A 15,980-nucleotide genomic window follows, 5' to 3' on the forward strand; every position below is an offset into this window, starting at 1 on the left:
AAATAATGAAAATGAGGAGTTGGTTTACAACTTTTTATCCTTTTTCCCTAAAAATAAAAATAATATGCAGTAAAAACCCTTTAGTTATAATGTTGGCATATTCTGTCTGCCTAAACAGCTAAGATCATTCCATCACTAAAAAGGACTCAAACAAGCATACTTCACTCTATCGAATAAATATAGTTGTAGGAACACAACACAACCATGCTGGATGTCATTATTATTCTCTCATTTATCTTGGCAGCGGCGGGGATAGGTTATTTCAGCACCGACCTACTCCCACCAGGTACTCTCAGTGGAGTTACCAATTTAGATGCCTTACGCTTAATTCTAGCCGTCTTTGCTGCCATTATTGGTGGTGCAGTCGGGCTGAGTTTCCAGACTACATACCGCCGTCTAGAATCACAAGTCCGGGAAATGCCCCTAGAAGTCATCTTAACCCGTGCTATTGGCTTAGTAATTGGGCTACTACTCGCCAATCTGATGTTAGCCCCGCTATTTTTATTACCCATTCCCCCAGATTTTGGTTTTATCAAACCTCTTGTCGCCGTTGTTGGTAGTATTATCCTCTCTGTTACAGGGATGAATTTGGCAGATACTCACGGACGAGGTTTGTTAAGATTAATTAACCCCAATACTGTCGAAAGCATGGTTGTGGAAGGAACTCTCAAACCTGCCAACACCAAAGTTTTAGATACTAGCTGTATTATAGACGGACGGATTGAAACATTACTAGAAACAGGATTTCTAGAAGGGTTAATTCTTGTCCCCCAATTTGTTTTACAAGAATTACAACAAGTAGCTGATGCTAGTAAAGACCAAAAACGGGTGAGAGGAAGAAGAGGACTAGAAATTCTCAACCGCATTCGAGAAACTTACCCAGAACGGATTTTAATTAACCCTGTAGACTATGAAGACACTCCTACTGTTGATGCTAAATTAGTCCGTTTTGCTCAAGAAATCAATGGCACATTACTTACCAATGATTACAATTTATCTAAAGTTGCCAGTGTACAAAAAGTCCCAGTTTTGAATGTTCACGATTTAGTAAATGCCGTCCGTCCAACTTATTTACCCGGTGATAATCTGGATTTGAAAATTCTTAAAGAAGGAAAAGAACCAACTCAAGGCATTGGCTATTTAGATGATGGCACAATGGTAGTAGTTGAAGAAGGTAGAGGTTATGTCGGTGGTGAATTACGAGTAGTAGTTACCAGTGCCTTACAAACCTCCGCCGGCAGAATGATTTTCGCCAAACCCCAAGCTTCTGCCTTAGCCTAAGGAATTATGTTACGGAAAATTAAAGTTAAATTATGTAAATCGGTGCGGGAAACTGCACCGATTTTGTTGATTAAGCTGAATGCTTGTATTTGGCTGATCAATCTCAAACAAGGTATTGTTATCTAATTAATATTAGAATACGAATACTCGTTGCTAAATAAATTTAGATATGAAGACCATCTTATCAAGTGAAAAAGCATTTATTATTCGGACTGAGCGAGGACTAACAATTGCGGGAACGCGCATCACCCTTTATGATGTAATAGATTTGATCAAGGCTCAGTATCCATCGCACAGTTTGGTGTTATGCTCAAGCAAATCAAATGATGATCCTCACCGCTAATCGGAATATGAAAGGTGAGGATTCATTAGAAAAAGTAATGCGTGAAGAAAATACACCAACTTCATGAATATGATTATCGAGAACAATGTGTTGATCGTATAGTTGAGATTATCATAGATATTGATAATTATTTGGGAGTAGGTCGGCTTTTCATTCCATAAACATCATAAAACAGTTTCATTAAGTAGTGAGACAGAATTAATTACACAATGTCATTGCGTTAGCGCAGCGTGGCGTTAACCATATATAACGCAGTGAAATGAAGCAATTCCAAGGGTTGTGATTGCTTCCCTTCCCTCGCAATGACTGTAAATGTTTTTGTCCAATTACTTATTGCTTCAGTGTTAGATATTTGATATTCTCTGACTATTATTAAGTAGGTGAACACAATAAAACCGAACTGTGTAAAGAAACGTAAAATCGCTGAAAACTTCTTGCCTATTGCCTCTTGCCTTGCTATAACGACAATTTTCAACGCCAACCTACTTATTGTGTTTTTACAGGTTTGATGTTTTTGGCTTTATAAAATGTTTCTAAACTATCAGTATCACCGACAAAACGCCAATGCCAAGGTTCATAACTGACACCTTGAAGATTATTTTTAGGAAAGGAAATTTCAAAACTAAACTTCGCAGCATTGGCTTGTAACCACTGATAAGCTTTGGTATTATCAAAATTAGCCTGGAGATTAGTTGCTGGGACTGTGCCATCGCCAACATCTACCGCATAACCTGTATGATGTTCACTATGATTTGGTGGTGCGCTAAGGGCGGCTCTTTCCGCCGGGGTTTGATTACGCTGTGCGCCTACACCGAAAAATAACTGCTTTTGCTCTTGTACAGAACGAAACCCAGAAATTGGTACTAAAATTACACCTGCACTTCTCGCTGCTTGTACCATTGCTTGAAATTGAACAGCGGCAGCTTTTCGCATTCTGATTCTGCCGTCACCCGTAATTGAGGCTAATTCTGATGCTGGTGCTTCTGAGTATAGGAAATGTCCCAACACTGTATCATTATTACTAACTGGGGTATTGGTAGCTACAGGTGTAGAACTAATTGGTGTAGCTACAGAATTAGCAGTTGGCTTAGGTGCCGTCAACGAGAACAAAAAACCACTAATCACAGCCAGCAACAAAAATCCTGTTAATCCACCTGTAATTAAAATCACAGGTTGGACTTTGATCTTACTTCCGGCATCATCTGTATCACGTAAAGCCACTGGGATATCATCACCAGAGAGAGGGTAGGAATTGTGCGGTTTTTTAGGAAACCCAGCTTTATTCAAGTTTTTGCTCCTGTTTGTGTTTAATAGTTAGTTAAAGAAAAAACGAGTTTTTTTAATTCTTAATTTTGAATTATGGTGTAATTTTGATAAATCTTTTAGAACTATATATCAAGTTGGTGGGATTAATCCTAGTGGGATTTATACTGGGACGTAAATTGCCTAAAAATACTTCTACTTACGTAGGTCAGTTTCTCTATTGGGTGGGAGTACCTATCAGTATTATTGGTTTTTTAATACAAACAGATTTATCAGGACAGATTTGGATTGCACCGATAATAGCTCATTTGGCAATCTTTCTGGGAGCATTATTAGCTTGGTTAAGAATCAAAGCCCAAACCCATTTTACTCATTTAGTTCCCCCCGCTACAACTCAAGGTAGTTTGATTTTAGCAGCAATGGTAGGTAATACAGGTTATCTGGGTTTTCCCATTACTTTAGCAATGGTAGGTAAAGAATATTTTGCCTGGGCTTTATTTTATGATATGTTGGGTTCGCTGTTTGGAGCTTATGGTTTAGGTGTGTTTCTTGCTGCTAAGTTTGGTAATAATATCCAAAATCAGATGCAAATAGCGAAGGTAATTTTGATTAATCCGGCTTTATGGAGTTTTGGATGTGGCTTATTATTACATCAAGTTACCCTTCCCTCCCCGGTGGTATTTTGTCTGGAGAAATTGGCTTGGGGTGCAGTTGCGTTATCTTTGATGTTAATTGGTATGCGACTTTCCCAACTAAAATCTTGGCGGAAATTACCAGAAGCAGGGAGTAGTGTCTTTATTAAAATGCTATTAGTGCCGATGATTTTTGGCAGTATGCTGTCGCTGTTTGGGGTGACAGGTAACGCAGCACAGGTGATAGTTTTACAAATGGGTATGCCTCCAGCTTTGGCTACCTTGGTACTAGCAGAAACCTTTGATTTAGATAGAGATTTGGCTGTTACTGCGTTAGCTATAGGGATGATAGTTTTGTTGTTTACTCTTCCTGTTTGGTTATGGTTGTTTTAGTTGTTCTCTTAGTCCTAAATTCTGCTTTCTTGCCAGTTCGGAAGGACTAATAGATTCGTAATGTTCAAAAGGTTGATGAATCCAAGGATTATCAGCCAGATAATCAACGTGGTAGTCAGGAACAACAACTGAACAAGCTTTATACCAAATTACAGCGGTGCGAATTTCTTGAATGGGAAAATCATCATGTTTCTGTAGCCAGGGAACTGTTTGTTGAATAGTGATACCAGAGTCTACTAAATCATCTACTAGCAAAATCCGTGAACCTAAATTTTCGCTAGTCATGGTTAATTGACGAGAAATAATTAAATTACTTCTTTTATATGTACCCGCGCCATTGTAAGATGAGGTAGATAAAATTGCTAATGGTTGATTGTATATGCGGGAGAGAATATCTCCTACTCGCAGTCCTCCTCTGGCTAAACAGACGATTTGGTTAAATTCCCAACCTGATTGATAAATCTTTACAGCCAGTTGTTCAATTTTGTGGTGATAATCTGACCAAGAAATGTAAAGGTCTGACATAAGACTAAAATAAGTGTGTTAATAATTGTTAATTATCTGTTGTCAATTGTCAATTCATAAGGGTGTAATTTATGGTTAAAGATAATTCTGATAATAACGATTTTCACAAATCTCTTACAAGTGAAAAATTAGATTTTAAAACTAAACTAGCTTATGGGGCTGGAGATTTAGGACCAGCTATTACTGCAAATATTGCTGTATTTTACATGATGGTTTTCTTTACCAATGTGGCAGGAATTCCAGCGGGTTTGGCAGGTAGTATTTTGATGATTGGCAAAATTTGGGATGGTATCAATGATCCTATGGTGGGAATGTTGACCGATAAAACCCAATCCCGCCGCTGGGGTCGTCGTTTACCTTGGCTTTTATATGGGGCAATTCCTTTTGGTTTTTTCTTTTTCTTGCAGTGGATTGTTCCTCAATTTACTGCCGATAAAAGTGTTAATATGTGGTGTTTGTTTTGGTATTATGTAATTATTGGGATTGTCTCTCAGGCATTTTTTACTGTTGTGAATTTGCCCTATACAGCCATGACTCCTGAATTAACTCAGGATTACGACGAACGGACTAGTTTAAATAGTTTTCGGTTTACGTTTTCCATTGGTGGCAGTATTTTATCGTTGATTTTATCAAAAATTATTTTCTCACAAATTGGCGATCGCCAACAACAGTATCTAATTTTAGCGGCTGTGTGTACGGTGATTTCGGTTTTATCCTTGTATTGGTGCGTTTATGGGGTGCGCGATCGCATTTTGGCTTTTGAAGCGAAACGGATGGAATTACCACAAGAAGCCGAAATTCCCTTTTTGGAACAGCTAAAAATTGTCTTTAGTAATAAACCTTTTCTGTTTGTTATTGCTATTTATCTTTTTTCTTGGTTAGGTGTGCAAATCACAGCCAGCATTATTCCCTATTTTGTCGTTAACTGTATGAAACTTAAAGAGGGAGATGTCCCCACAGTCATGATTGCAGTTCAGGGAACGGCTTTGTTTATGTTATTTATTTGGAGTTATTTAAGTAAAAAGATTGGCAAAAAACTGGTTTATTTCTTAGGAATGAGTTCCTGGATTATTGCTGCTGCTGGATTATTTTTCTTACAGCCTGAACAAATTGGATTAATGTATGTTATGGCTGTAATGGCAGGTGTGGGAGTTTCCACAGCTTATCTAATTCCCTGGTCAATGATACCTGATGTGATTGAATTAGATGAATTGCAAACCGGACAACGACGGGAAGGTATTTTCTATGGTTTCATGGTTTTATTGCAAAAATTTGGTTTAGCTTTTGGGCTATTTTTGGTCGGTAATACTTTACAAGCCTATGGTTTTAAAGAAGCTGTGGCTGGACAAAGTTCTTTACCCATACAACCTGAATCGGCACTTTTAGCTATTCGTATCGCTGTTGGACCGATACCAACTGTTTGTTTAATTGCCGGGTTGGTTTTAGTCTATTTCTATCCCATTACCCGCGAAATGCACGCAGAAATCATGCTAAAACTGCAAGCACAACGGGAGAATAAATAAACACAATTGTTATATTGCTGGTGACAGTTGACAGGTGACAGAGTTGAAAAGATTTTAGTGTAAGGCTTTTAGGTCAATTTTGTATCTCATTCAAGTGCATACCGCTATAAAGTGCTATTTTAGTTAAAGCTTATTGACAGGTATTTATAAGTAAAATACAATCACTGTACGTAAAGTGTTTTCACTTATAAATTTATGAACAGAAAACAGAAAGTCAATTATCTACAGAACAACCATCTTTTTTTAATTCCTTTTTTGGTGCGATCGCCGGAACAGCAGAAGCAGTTGGTGGTGCTGCGATGGGCGTTGGCGGTGCAACGCACCATTCCAGGTTAAATCAGAATTGCAGGTTATTAAATTTGCGTTCCTAACTCACATAAGGCGTATGATATAAATAAACATGAAAATCTCTGGTAGGTACATTTATGAAAAACCTTTATGGAGAAACTGATCCTAGAATTGCTTTTGGTCGTCTTGTGATTGCTGAGACAGGAATTCCTACGATTGTTTTGGCTCAAAGATTAAAGGCTGGTGAATCAATTCAGGATCTGGCTTGTGATTATAATTGCGATCGCCTAAAAATTGAGGAAGCTATCCGCTGTGAATTATCTGCTGCATGAGTAAACCTGAATCAATCATATTTTTTATTGATAGGTGCTTAGGTACAGGAACTGTTCCAGAAAAACTGCGCCATGCAGGTATTCAAGTTGAAATTTATGATCAACATTTTGGTCAAGGCACTCAAGATGTAGACTGGCTACCAGAAATAGGTCAAAGAGGCTGGGTTGTTTTGACTAAAGATGATAGAATCAGCAGAAACAAATTAGAAAGAATTGCTGTTGCTCGCGCTCAAATAAAAATGTTTATTTTAACTTCCCAAGATTTAAAAGGGGAAGAAATGGCAGAAATATTTATCAAAGCAACTGAGCAAATGCAAAAATTTGTTCGTAAGCATCCTGCTCCATTTATTGCTAAAATCTCTCGTGATGGCAAAATAACGTCTTGGAAAATTGGCAGAAATGCAGCAGTTTTAATCATGATATTAACAATATTTAAATGCTATAAAGCTGATAGAATATCTCCTATAAGTAGGTTGGCGTTGAAAATTGTCGTTATAGCAAGGCAAGAGTGAAGAGGGTTTGGGCGATTTTACTTTTCTTTACACAGATTGGTTTTATTGTGTTCACCTACTTAGCGGTAATCACACTTGGTGCAATATAATTGAGGGCGCAGGACCTGCGCCCCTACTTTACGATTTGCAGATACAGACATGAATGCTAAAAGATTTGTGGTGCGGGAAAAATGCCCGCTACCAATTCAGATAAAATGTGCTGTATTCATTAATGTTGCTACGAATCTTAAACCAAATTCTTCTTCAAAAACTCCTTTTTTGTAATCTAAACTCCACATTTCTAAGGAACATTCATCATCAATGGTAGATGGAAATATGGAGATCTTAAATTCTTTGAAGTTGGGAATATAGTCACATTTAATATAAGCAATAGCTCCTATTTGTCTTCTGTCTAAAGCCACAGCTAATCTTAAGATTGCGCTGAGTTGATTAACCATTATCCGATGTTCTTTGTGGAGTAGATTTCGATAGCTGTCGTGCTTTTTCTTGGGTGGAGATTTGCGGTGATAACGGGCTATATTGGCGATGATTTCGATTTCGGTTTCGTTATAACCGAGTAATTCACTATTTCTAATTAAGTAGTATGAATGTTTGTGGTGTGATGAATGGCTGATATAGTGACCACAATTGTGTAAAATGGCAGCAGCCCATAGTAATTGGCGTTGATCTGCATTCCAATAATGTAGTTGTCCTTTGGTTTGGTCAAATATATCTAACGCAAAAGCGGTAACACGTTCGCTATGTTCTAAGTTAGTTTGGTATTTTTTGGCAGTTTTTAATACACTGCGTTCTCGAATGGAACTTTGAAACCGTAGTCTGTTGTCAATGAAGCCATGAGTCAGCATCCAGTCTACAATTACGCCTTCTCGAAGCGATCGCTCACATACTGTTAAGGATTCGACTCCTAACAAGGTCATCGCTTCCTGTAAAATTACTGCTCCTGAAAGTATTACTTCTGACCTCTTTTCTGGCATTCCCGGAATGGCCGCCCGTTCCACATTGGTCATTTTGCGGAGGCGATTTACCCAGGTTCGCAAGTCTTGAAGACTGAATTGATAGCCGTTGAGGGTGGAGGGAACAAGACCTAATTTTTCCCGCGCATGGATGGTGGCAATGGTTTCTATTGTCCCAGATGTACCGATTAACTGGGGAGAATCGCCAATTTTGAGTTTTCCTTGGACTTCTTCTACAGAACGTTCTAGCATTCCTCTAGCGTAAGCCTGGAGGTATTTAAATTCGGTTTCGCTAATGGGATCTGAGGCGATTAATTCTCCGGTTAGGCGCACTGCACCAATTTTGGTACTGGTGAGACTACGGGGTTCTTCGCTGTCTCCTAAAATCAATTCTGTTGAACCACCACCAATATCAATGATGATGTGGGGTTTGTTGTTAAATTCCATCCCCGACAAGACACCTAAGTAGATGCGACGGGCTTCTTCTGGTCCAGAAATCAAGTCAACGATTAAGCCAACTTCAGTTTCGATTTGATGAAGAAATTCTTTGCCATTGGGAGATTCACGGACTGCACTTGTCGCTACAGCTACAATGCTACTTGTTCCTAAGCTTTCAGCAAGGGTTTTGAATCTGCCTAAACAGGCGATCGCTTTACTCATAACTTCTGGTTTTAAGTCGCCAGTCATTAAATTGCGATCGCCTAATCTTACCGTTTCCTTTTCTCTGGCAATAATGGTAAAAGATGGTAAAGTTGCTTCAATTTTTACCACTACCATGTGCAAAGAATTTGTACCAATATCAATGGCTGCAATCATCTGATTTTCTGGAACTGATTGACTGGGTGTATTCTCCCAGTTAGCCGAGACGGAATTTACCATTTTCGTGCTTGTGAATAGATGAATAGGGACTGAAAGAGAAATAGCAAATAACGATATTCTATAAATGTAAAGATATGTTAAATGACCAAATATGTTGAAGACACCAAAAACCAACCAAGAACCATTATGGCTTGTAATTATCCGGCTGTTAAGGTGGAATAAACCGGAAGGTAGGTTAATTCTGATGATACCCGCATTATGGGCTGTATTCTTAGCCGCTGCCGGTAAACCACCTTTACCCCTAGTAGGAGTGATTATTATCGGTAGTATCGCCACCAGTGCGGCTGGTTGTGTGGTTAATGATTTATGGGATAGAGATATTGATCCTCAAGTTCAAAGAACACGCGATCGCCCCCTGGCATCTCGCACCCTTTCCGTTAAAATTGGGATTGTGGTGGGGCTAGTCTCCCTCGCCTGTGCCGCAGTTATGGCCTTCTATCTTAACCCATTAAGCTTCTGGTTGTCCGTAGCCGCCGTTCCGGTGATTGTCCTGTATCCCGGTGCAAAGCGGGTATTTCCTGTTCCCCAATTGGTGCTTTCCATAGCTTGGGGTTTTGCGGTTTTAATTAGTTGGAGTGCAGTTACAGCCAATATTACAGCACCGACGTGGTTACTTTGGGGGGCAACGGTATTATGGACATTAGGATTTGATACAATCTATGCGATGAGCGATCGCATAGACGATAAACGTATAGGTATTAATTCTAGTGCTATATTCTTTGGTAAATATACCCCTACAGCGATCGCTATTTTCCTCATGGGGACAGTTATTCTCCTAGCTGGAGTAGGTGTATTAGTTCACTTAAAGACAGCATTTTGGATCAGTTTAATCTTCGCCACCGTCGGTTGGATTTGGCAAATTAGGCGCTTACAACAGCCAAAAATACCTCACCCTGCCTATGGGGAAATGTTTCGTCAAAACGTCTGGATTGGTTTTTTAATTTTGGCAGGAATGATCATTGGTTCTTTTTAAATTTGTAATCAATTTAACCAAATCAAAATTTTCCTGTCAATCTAACTCAGGCTAGATTAAAACTATCAGGACTACTGTTTTAAAGGTTGGGATATTAATCTACCAGCTAGATGCAACCCAACCAAATGAATCAATCTATTTTAGTTAAACTCGCTACAATAATTCTCCTGTCCCTGGGTAGTTTTGGTCTAGTTATTGGCGGTTTCCTGATTAATAAAGCTACTAGTAAAACTAAACAACTACAGCCAATTACTGATACATCACAATATCAAGAAATTCGTCATCACAAATGGGCTGATCTTCAACAAATTCAACATTTTCCCGGACAAATTCCTAGTGATGCTCAAGTTTTACAAATGGCTTATTCTCCCGGAATCACACCCGAAAGTAGTTCTTTACAAATTCGTCTCAAAGAACCACAAACAAAAATCAAAAACCTGCTGAAACAATACAAAAAAATCTCCCAGCATCAATACCAGGGTGGGAATACAAATAATCATAGTAACCAACCCAACGGCGTACCGACAACATTCTTTTATACTAGCGATTCAGAAACAGAAACTTTTCCTAGCAGTTATGAAATATTGGTATTAAAAGCTGAAGATAAAAGCCAACCCGGTACAAAGTGGAATCATGGTAATAGTCATGGAGTCGCAATTGATGTTTCATCTTCAGAAATTATCTACTGGGCGGAAAAATGGTAAAAGCAGGAGGAAATTTAAGCACTATGGTAGTAATTTAACTTGTACTGTTGATATTTTCAAGGTATTTAAAGCCAGGGAATAAATTCCCTGTCTGAAAGCTAAAGTCGGTTGAAACCGACTGAATGGAAGAATTTTTGGCGTTGCTGATTAAGGAATGTGAATTAAATAAGGTGCAAAAGTAGGGTGTGTTAGCGACAGCGTAACGCAGCATTCCAGGTTACATAAGAATTGCAGGTTATTAAATTTGCGTTCCTAAGGGTATGAATTCTAGTCTCACGCAAAGGCGCAAAGACGCACTGAGGTTTGAGTTTTAAAGGTTCAATTTGGGAATTTCATACCTCAATTCAGCAACGCCGAATTTTTTAGTCCCTTTTAACGGACTTGGGCTATTAGACTGGGAATTTATTCCCAGACGGTTTATGAAACAAACCAAAAATTAACCAATTACCAAATTATCAAATAACAGGAGTATCATCTATGAAATTACACAAATTATCCCATTTATTATTATTCTTTGTTCTCTTATTTCCCGCTTCTCCGATTATTATCACTGGTTGTAGTTCTTCCCTATTCGCACGCAAACTAGGGATATTATCAGATGATACCCTATTTATAGAATGGGCAAATGATTACCGTCATTATCTGGGTTTGCGTCAGGAATTATGCTAAAATATCGTTTATTATCACCTTTAATTAAATCAATGAATGAACTATTAACTCGAATCACACAAATACCTGGTCAATGTGGAGGTCGTCCTTGCATTCGGGGAATGAGAATTAGAGTTAGCGACATTTTAGAAATGTTAGCAGAAAATGTCAGTGTAAATGAAATTTTAGAAGACTTTCCTGATTTAGAACTAGAAGATATTCAGGCTTGTTTAATATTCGCTGCAAGACGTACTGATTTTGTTAGATTAACAGCATGAAAATTTGGATTGATGCACAGTTACCTCCAACATTAGCAGATTGGATCACAAACACTTTTGCTATCGAAGCATTTTCATTAAAAGAAATTGGTTTACGTGATGCTAAAGATATTGATATTTTTGAAGCTGCCAAAATAGCTAATGTAATAATTATGACAAAAGATAGTGATTTTGTTGACTTGGTTTGTCGCTTGGGTACACCTCCGCAAATTATTTGGTTAACTTGTGGAAATGTTACTAATCGTAATTTGCGTCAACTTCTGAATTTCACTTTACATGATGCGTTGGAAAAATTACGCCAAGGAGAAATGATTGTAGAAATCAATAAATCTTAATACTGGATATCAAATAAGAATATTGGCGTTGCTGAACTGAAGTATAAAATTGAAAAATCAATGATTTCAAACTCTTACTCTCTGTGACTCTGCGCCTCTACGTGAGGTAAAATCATATTCTGAATCAGCAACGCCCATCTTTGAACTACCTAATGATATCTATAATGGCGAAAAGTATCGCTTTCCCGTGCTAAAAAGTCCTGTAGCAACAAAATTTAGGAAAAATAAACAGGTAACACCTTTACAACTACGCTTGGATGCAATTATTATGTTAAATGACATATTATTTATTACATCAAGCAGTTAAATTGATAGTAAATTTGATGGATAACCACACTCTCAAACCAATCATCAAGCCTCAGAAAGATTCTGTACTAGCTCGTCCTCGTCTACAAAAAAAAAGATATCTCTTTAAAGGAAGCATTTGCTTTAGAAATGCTAGAAAAAAATCCTTGGGGACAATTTTTATTATTTATAGAAGACTCCTATAAATATTTTACCCCGCGTCCCCAGCAAGAACTGAGAGAATTAATAGAAAAACTCAACTGAAGAACAGCAGTTAGAAAAAACTCGTAACCAAGCACGTCAAGAATTGATAAATATAGCAGAATCCAAAAATTATCTGCACCTGATCAGAAAAAACTCCGCCATGAATTGAGAATTTATGCCGAAAAATTTAAGCAAGTGTGGGGAGCAGAATATATTTTTAGTCAAGATAAAGAAGAGTTCAAATTGCCATTTGAATATGTTGCTTTAGATGGTAATTTTTCTATATTCTATAGTATCAACTATCGTCAGATGCAGGAAGCACTAAAAGACCTGTTATGTCTAGACATTCAACCTGAATTAATTGATAAATTAGACCCAAAAACGGCTTTTGATGAATCTCCATTTACAGATCGTCGTGATACCTTTGTTGTCCCGATTATGGTTGACACTTGTACATCGAGATCGTCCAGATTGTCGTTTTCCGTTATTAGTTTCTGAGGAAGAACCGGACACAGACGGAGATACTATTGATGACCCAATACCAGCACCTGTTACTCCCATTCCCATTCCCAATATTCCCCGCGCACGGATAGGCAGCGAACCAGATCCTAGTGTTCTGGTACAATTTACCCAATGGGGTAGAGTGTCATTAAGTCTTTCTCAAAATCCACATGGGAATATTTATGATCAAATAAATGACCTGGAAAGGCAAACTCGTAAAGCTACAAATCGGCTATCAATTGTTCAAAGTTTGTTGCAATGGTTGGAACAAGGAAGTAATACTAACGCTGACTTGCAAAAAACAAGACAAATAGTAGCAGTGAGGGCTTTATCTAATATAATCCAATCTCTACCTTCTGATGCTGCTGACTTTCAAACTAGAGAATTGGAACAAAGATATCATAGTTGGATTCTGCGACAATTTGAATCTGGGTTATCTCGCTTTCAATCTAACAATGAACAACTATATTCAGCGATCGCCCATACTCCCGGTAAACTTTTGTGGTCAGATTTTGGCGAGTTAATTTACCAACAATTCTCAGAAATATCAAACCAACCCCGTGCTGTTTCTTTACTTAACTCCTTTGGAATTTGTGCAGAACCTTCTACTAAAAATATCACTAGATTGCAATCTATTATTCAAGCTAATTCACCTTTAGCTTTACGTCAAAAAGCTTTTTGGGCTTTAGCGAGAATTATCAGTCTTGGTCAACCTGCGGAATGGCGAGCTAAACTTATAGATGTGGAAAATGTAGCATCTTTTGTTTTAGATCAGCTAAAAAATCGCATCAGTGAGCCGCAAATTGCGGTAGATGCTTTAGGTTGTTTGAGTCAATGTCTTTTGTGGCATATTAATGAACATTTATTACATGGTGGAATTGTTAATGAAATTTTATTGCTAGGAAAAGTTTATCTACCTTGTAAGACTAGGATGGTAAGTTTTCCGCATATTGAGAGGAACTTTGATCGCAAGTTGGAACTGATAGAAATAATGTTTAATTTCAAAGATGCGAATGATGTTGATAAAGGTGATTTGAAAACTTGGCTCTTGGAAATTGCTAAAGGTTAATCAAACACAAGATAACTAACATATTCAAGATATCATATCACCCTCTTTCAGGAAACACTGGCTAAACCCCTAATTATAGCGATATGCACTTAAACAAGGTAAATCATAGCCTCCTCCTCGCAAGCGAGAAGGAGGTTGGGGGTGGGTTTCTTATATCATTTCTAAACCCCTAAATTTAATGTTAAAACCAACATAGATATAAACCTCATAAAACCCATGAAAAATGCCTAAAAAAATCAGAGAATTAAAAAGTTTACTCAAAAAAGCTGGCTTTATTTACCGTTCAGCAAAAGGAAGTCATACCCGGTGGTATCATCCTTTATTACCTAGTGATCCGATTACCATATCTGGTAAAGATGGAGATGATGCTAAACTATATATAGAAAAAGAAGTTACCGAAAAATTAGTAAAATTAAAATCAATTCAAGAAGAGGAGTCAGAAGAATGAATTTACATTACACAATTATTATTCAATGGAGTAGTGAAGATAAATGTTATTTAGTTCATTTACCAGAATTTCCTACTCAAAAATATCATACTCATGGTAATACTTATGAAGAAGCTATTAAAAATGCTCAGGAAGTTATAGAAATGCTAATTGCCGAATATCAAGAAGATGGTAAACCTTTACCTGTAGTTAAATCTTTGGAACAATTAATGAAGGTGGCTTAATATTCAATAAAATTAAAATATATTAGCAGGGTTTATCATTGCTAAACCCTTACCATCATAAATTTTCCAGAATCGCTGTAACTTGTCTTTTTAAATCAGATAAATTCTGTTCAATAATTTGCCAAACTGAATTAAGATTTACCTTTAAATAATCATGAATTAAAACATCTCGTAAACCTGCTATTTGCTGCCAAGGAACATCAGAATATTTACTTCTCAACTCAGGTGATAATCTTTTTGCAGCTTCCCCAATGATTTCAAAATTGCGAATTACAGCATCTTGAATCATCTTGGTTTGCATAAATTCTTCCTTACTACCTTTTGTATATTCCTCTATCCGTTCAATACATTCTTGAATATTACTTAAATATAAACGCTCATCTTTCATAATGGCACAGATTCACTTAATACTTTATCTCTAATTAATTCATGTAAATTATTAGGTTCAGCAATATCCACTTTTCGTCCTAGCAATGCTGCTAAATCTTGCATTAAACCAATATAATCAAATAAACTACTTTGTGGTTTTAATTCTACTAAAAAATCTATATCACTATCTGGTGTTGCTTCACCTCTGGCAACAGAACCAAAAACCCTCATATTATAAGCACCATATTTAGTGGCAATTTTTAATATTTGTTCTCGAAATGGTAGTAATAATTCTTCAATTCCCATAATTTATTGTTGATAAACCTTAACCCTCTCTATTTTATTAGATTACATCAGGAGTTGTCAATATAAAGAGAAAATTCAGCCATTGATAAATGAGAATAATACCGGAATATTATCAAAAAAATACTGAATATGTTTGATATTATGTCAGGGTAAAGCCCGCCTGGGAATGAATTCCCAGTCTAATAAGTAATTGGACAAAAATATTTACAGTCATTGCGAGCGAAGGGATCACAACCCTTGCGATTGCTTCATTTCAATTCGTTCCATTCCCAATGAAATTGTGTAATTAATTCTGTCTCACTACTTAGCAGAAGTCATCTGAAGATGACTAAATAACCCGGAAATTTTTGAGTAAACTTGAGTTTACTTTCGCTATTAGCCCGGAAATATGGCTTACGCCACGCTAGGCTATCATTTCCGGGCGGGTGTGGAAGCCAACAGATAAGTAGTGAGACAGAATTAATTACACAATTTTATTGCGTTAGCGCAGCGTGGCGTTAGCCATATGGAACGAAGTGAAATGAAGCAATTCCAAGGGTTGTGATTGCTTCCCTTCGCTCGCAATGACTGTAAATAAATATTTTTGTCTAATTACTTAGGGACTTCCAATTAAAAAAATCCCCAAAAGTTTCTTGTGGTGCGGGCATCTTGCCCGCTAATTACCAAGGACAGGCAGGATGCCCATCCCACAAAATTGGGTAATTTATTTTTT

The 15,980-nt window shown here is 37.4% G+C and carries 20 protein-coding genes and 2 pseudogenes; 17 read left to right on the forward strand and 5 right to left on the reverse strand.

What is annotated here, in order from left to right; genetic code table 11:
• The first annotated feature begins 204 nt into the window (after window positions 1-204).
• The 3 genes and pseudogenes from NG743_RS15970 to NG743_RS15980 form a co-directional block, all read left to right on the forward strand.
• Entirely contained in the window at window positions 205-1,281 is a 1,077-nt protein-coding gene (locus tag NG743_RS15970; RefSeq protein ID WP_027403694.1) for a PIN/TRAM domain-containing protein, read from the forward strand.
• 169 nt (window positions 1,282-1,450) lie between these two features.
• Window positions 1,451-1,570, forward strand: a pseudogene (locus NG743_RS15975) (DUF433 domain-containing protein); the annotation flags it as partial.
• 1 nt (window position 1,571) lies between these two features.
• Window positions 1,572-1,785: pseudogene (locus NG743_RS15980) on the forward strand (ACP S-malonyltransferase); the annotation flags it as partial.
• A 325-nt stretch (window positions 1,786-2,110) separates the two neighbouring features.
• Here NG743_RS15980 and NG743_RS15985 read toward each other — a convergent pair.
• Window positions 2,111-2,911: a M15 family metallopeptidase gene (locus NG743_RS15985; RefSeq protein WP_027403695.1), complete on the reverse strand. Its 801-nt coding sequence runs from the start codon at window positions 2,909-2,911 to the stop codon at window positions 2,111-2,113.
• An 83-nt stretch (window positions 2,912-2,994) separates the two neighbouring features.
• Here NG743_RS15985 and NG743_RS15990 point away from each other — a divergent pair, with 83 nt between their 5' ends.
• Window positions 2,995-3,912, forward strand: a complete 918-nt coding sequence (locus tag NG743_RS15990; protein ID WP_027403696.1) for an AEC family transporter — start codon at window positions 2,995-2,997, stop codon at window positions 3,910-3,912.
• On the opposite strand, the gene NG743_RS15995 is transcribed toward NG743_RS15990, so the two are convergent.
• Window positions 3,898-4,437 (reverse strand): phosphoribosyltransferase, encoded by a 540-nt coding sequence (locus NG743_RS15995; protein WP_257120422.1) that lies wholly within the window; start codon window positions 4,435-4,437, stop codon window positions 3,898-3,900. The two genes, NG743_RS15990 and NG743_RS15995, sit on opposite strands and share 15 nt — an antisense overlap.
• Before the next feature lie 71 nt (window positions 4,438-4,508).
• Between NG743_RS15995 and NG743_RS16000 the strand changes: the two genes are divergently transcribed.
• The 4 genes from NG743_RS16000 to NG743_RS16015 all read left to right on the forward strand — a co-directional run bounded on the left by NG743_RS16000 (window position 4,509) and on the right by NG743_RS16015 (window position 7,092).
• Window positions 4,509-5,960, forward strand: a complete 1,452-nt coding sequence (locus NG743_RS16000) for an MFS transporter (RefSeq protein ID WP_027403698.1) — start codon at window positions 4,509-4,511, stop codon at window positions 5,958-5,960.
• A gap of 195 nt (window positions 5,961-6,155) precedes the next feature.
• Window positions 6,156-6,296: a hypothetical protein gene (locus NG743_RS16005; RefSeq protein WP_160170642.1), complete on the forward strand. Its 141-nt coding sequence runs from the start codon at window positions 6,156-6,158 to the stop codon at window positions 6,294-6,296.
• A gap of 89 nt (window positions 6,297-6,385) precedes the next feature.
• Window positions 6,386-6,580 carry a DUF433 domain-containing protein gene (locus tag NG743_RS16010; RefSeq protein WP_257120424.1) on the forward strand — a complete coding sequence of 65 codons (195 nt, stop codon included), beginning with the start codon at window positions 6,386-6,388 and terminating at the stop codon, window positions 6,578-6,580.
• Window positions 6,577-7,092 carry a PIN-like domain-containing protein gene (locus NG743_RS16015; RefSeq protein WP_257120425.1) on the forward strand — a complete coding sequence of 172 codons (516 nt, stop codon included), beginning with the start codon at window positions 6,577-6,579 and terminating at the stop codon, window positions 7,090-7,092. The genes NG743_RS16010 and NG743_RS16015 overlap by 4 nt, the downstream gene beginning before the upstream one ends.
• Window positions 7,093-7,277: 185 nt before the next feature.
• Here NG743_RS16015 and NG743_RS16020 read toward each other — a convergent pair whose 3' ends face one another.
• Window positions 7,278-8,924 (reverse strand): Ppx/GppA phosphatase family protein, encoded by a 1,647-nt coding sequence (locus NG743_RS16020; RefSeq protein WP_027403701.1) that lies wholly within the window; start codon window positions 8,922-8,924, stop codon window positions 7,278-7,280.
• A gap of 91 nt (window positions 8,925-9,015) precedes the next feature.
• On the opposite strand from NG743_RS16020, the gene NG743_RS16025 reads away from it, so the two are divergent.
• The 9 genes from NG743_RS16025 to NG743_RS16065 all read left to right on the forward strand — a co-directional run bounded on the left by NG743_RS16025 (window position 9,016) and on the right by NG743_RS16065 (window position 14,593).
• Window positions 9,016-9,897, forward strand: a complete 882-nt coding sequence (locus NG743_RS16025) for a 4-hydroxybenzoate solanesyltransferase (RefSeq protein WP_027403702.1) — start codon at window positions 9,016-9,018, stop codon at window positions 9,895-9,897.
• Window positions 9,898-10,022: 125 nt separating this feature from the next.
• Window positions 10,023-10,601, forward strand: a complete 579-nt coding sequence (locus tag NG743_RS16030; RefSeq protein ID WP_027403703.1) for a hypothetical protein — start codon at window positions 10,023-10,025, stop codon at window positions 10,599-10,601.
• A gap of 477 nt (window positions 10,602-11,078) precedes the next feature.
• The gene (locus NG743_RS16035; protein ID WP_027403704.1) at window positions 11,079-11,270 is read left to right on the forward strand and encodes a hypothetical protein; all 192 of its coding nucleotides are present in this window, start codon (window positions 11,079-11,081) and stop codon (window positions 11,268-11,270) included.
• A gap of 32 nt (window positions 11,271-11,302) precedes the next feature.
• Window positions 11,303-11,527, forward strand: coding sequence for a DUF433 domain-containing protein (locus NG743_RS16040; RefSeq protein ID WP_027403705.1), 225 nt, complete (start codon window positions 11,303-11,305; stop codon window positions 11,525-11,527).
• Window positions 11,524-11,862: a DUF5615 family PIN-like protein gene (locus tag NG743_RS16045; protein WP_027403706.1), complete on the forward strand. Its 339-nt coding sequence runs from the start codon at window positions 11,524-11,526 to the stop codon at window positions 11,860-11,862. The genes NG743_RS16040 and NG743_RS16045 overlap by 4 nt, the downstream gene beginning before the upstream one ends.
• A 684-nt stretch (window positions 11,863-12,546) precedes the next feature.
• Window positions 12,547-12,849, forward strand: a complete 303-nt coding sequence (locus NG743_RS16050) for a hypothetical protein (RefSeq protein ID WP_152540481.1) — start codon at window positions 12,547-12,549, stop codon at window positions 12,847-12,849.
• Window positions 12,794-13,921, forward strand: a complete 1,128-nt coding sequence (locus NG743_RS16055) for a hypothetical protein (RefSeq protein WP_257120426.1) — start codon at window positions 12,794-12,796, stop codon at window positions 13,919-13,921. Before NG743_RS16050 ends, NG743_RS16055 begins: the two co-directional genes overlap by 56 nt.
• 223 nt (window positions 13,922-14,144) lie before the next feature.
• Complete coding sequence (locus NG743_RS16060) at window positions 14,145-14,369, forward strand: type II toxin-antitoxin system HicA family toxin (protein ID WP_027403709.1); 225 nt, start codon at window positions 14,145-14,147, stop codon at window positions 14,367-14,369.
• Complete coding sequence (locus tag NG743_RS16065; protein WP_027403710.1) at window positions 14,366-14,593, forward strand: type II toxin-antitoxin system HicB family antitoxin; 228 nt, start codon at window positions 14,366-14,368, stop codon at window positions 14,591-14,593. The genes NG743_RS16060 and NG743_RS16065 overlap by 4 nt, the downstream gene beginning before the upstream one ends.
• Before the next feature lie 55 nt (window positions 14,594-14,648).
• Here the strand turns inward: NG743_RS16065 and NG743_RS16070 are convergent, their stop codons facing one another.
• Window positions 14,649-14,981, reverse strand: coding sequence for a HepT-like ribonuclease domain-containing protein (locus NG743_RS16070; RefSeq protein WP_027403711.1), 333 nt, complete (start codon window positions 14,979-14,981; stop codon window positions 14,649-14,651).
• Window positions 14,978-15,268, reverse strand: coding sequence for a nucleotidyltransferase family protein (locus NG743_RS16075; protein WP_027403712.1), 291 nt, complete (start codon window positions 15,266-15,268; stop codon window positions 14,978-14,980). The genes NG743_RS16070 and NG743_RS16075 overlap by 4 nt, the downstream gene beginning before the upstream one ends.
• Between the last annotated feature and the right edge of the window lie 712 nt (window positions 15,269-15,980).

The sequence above is a fragment of the Dolichospermum heterosporum TAC447 genome (assembly GCF_024584745.1).
GTDB lineage: Bacteria > Cyanobacteriota > Cyanobacteriia > Cyanobacteriales > Nostocaceae > Dolichospermum > Dolichospermum heterosporum.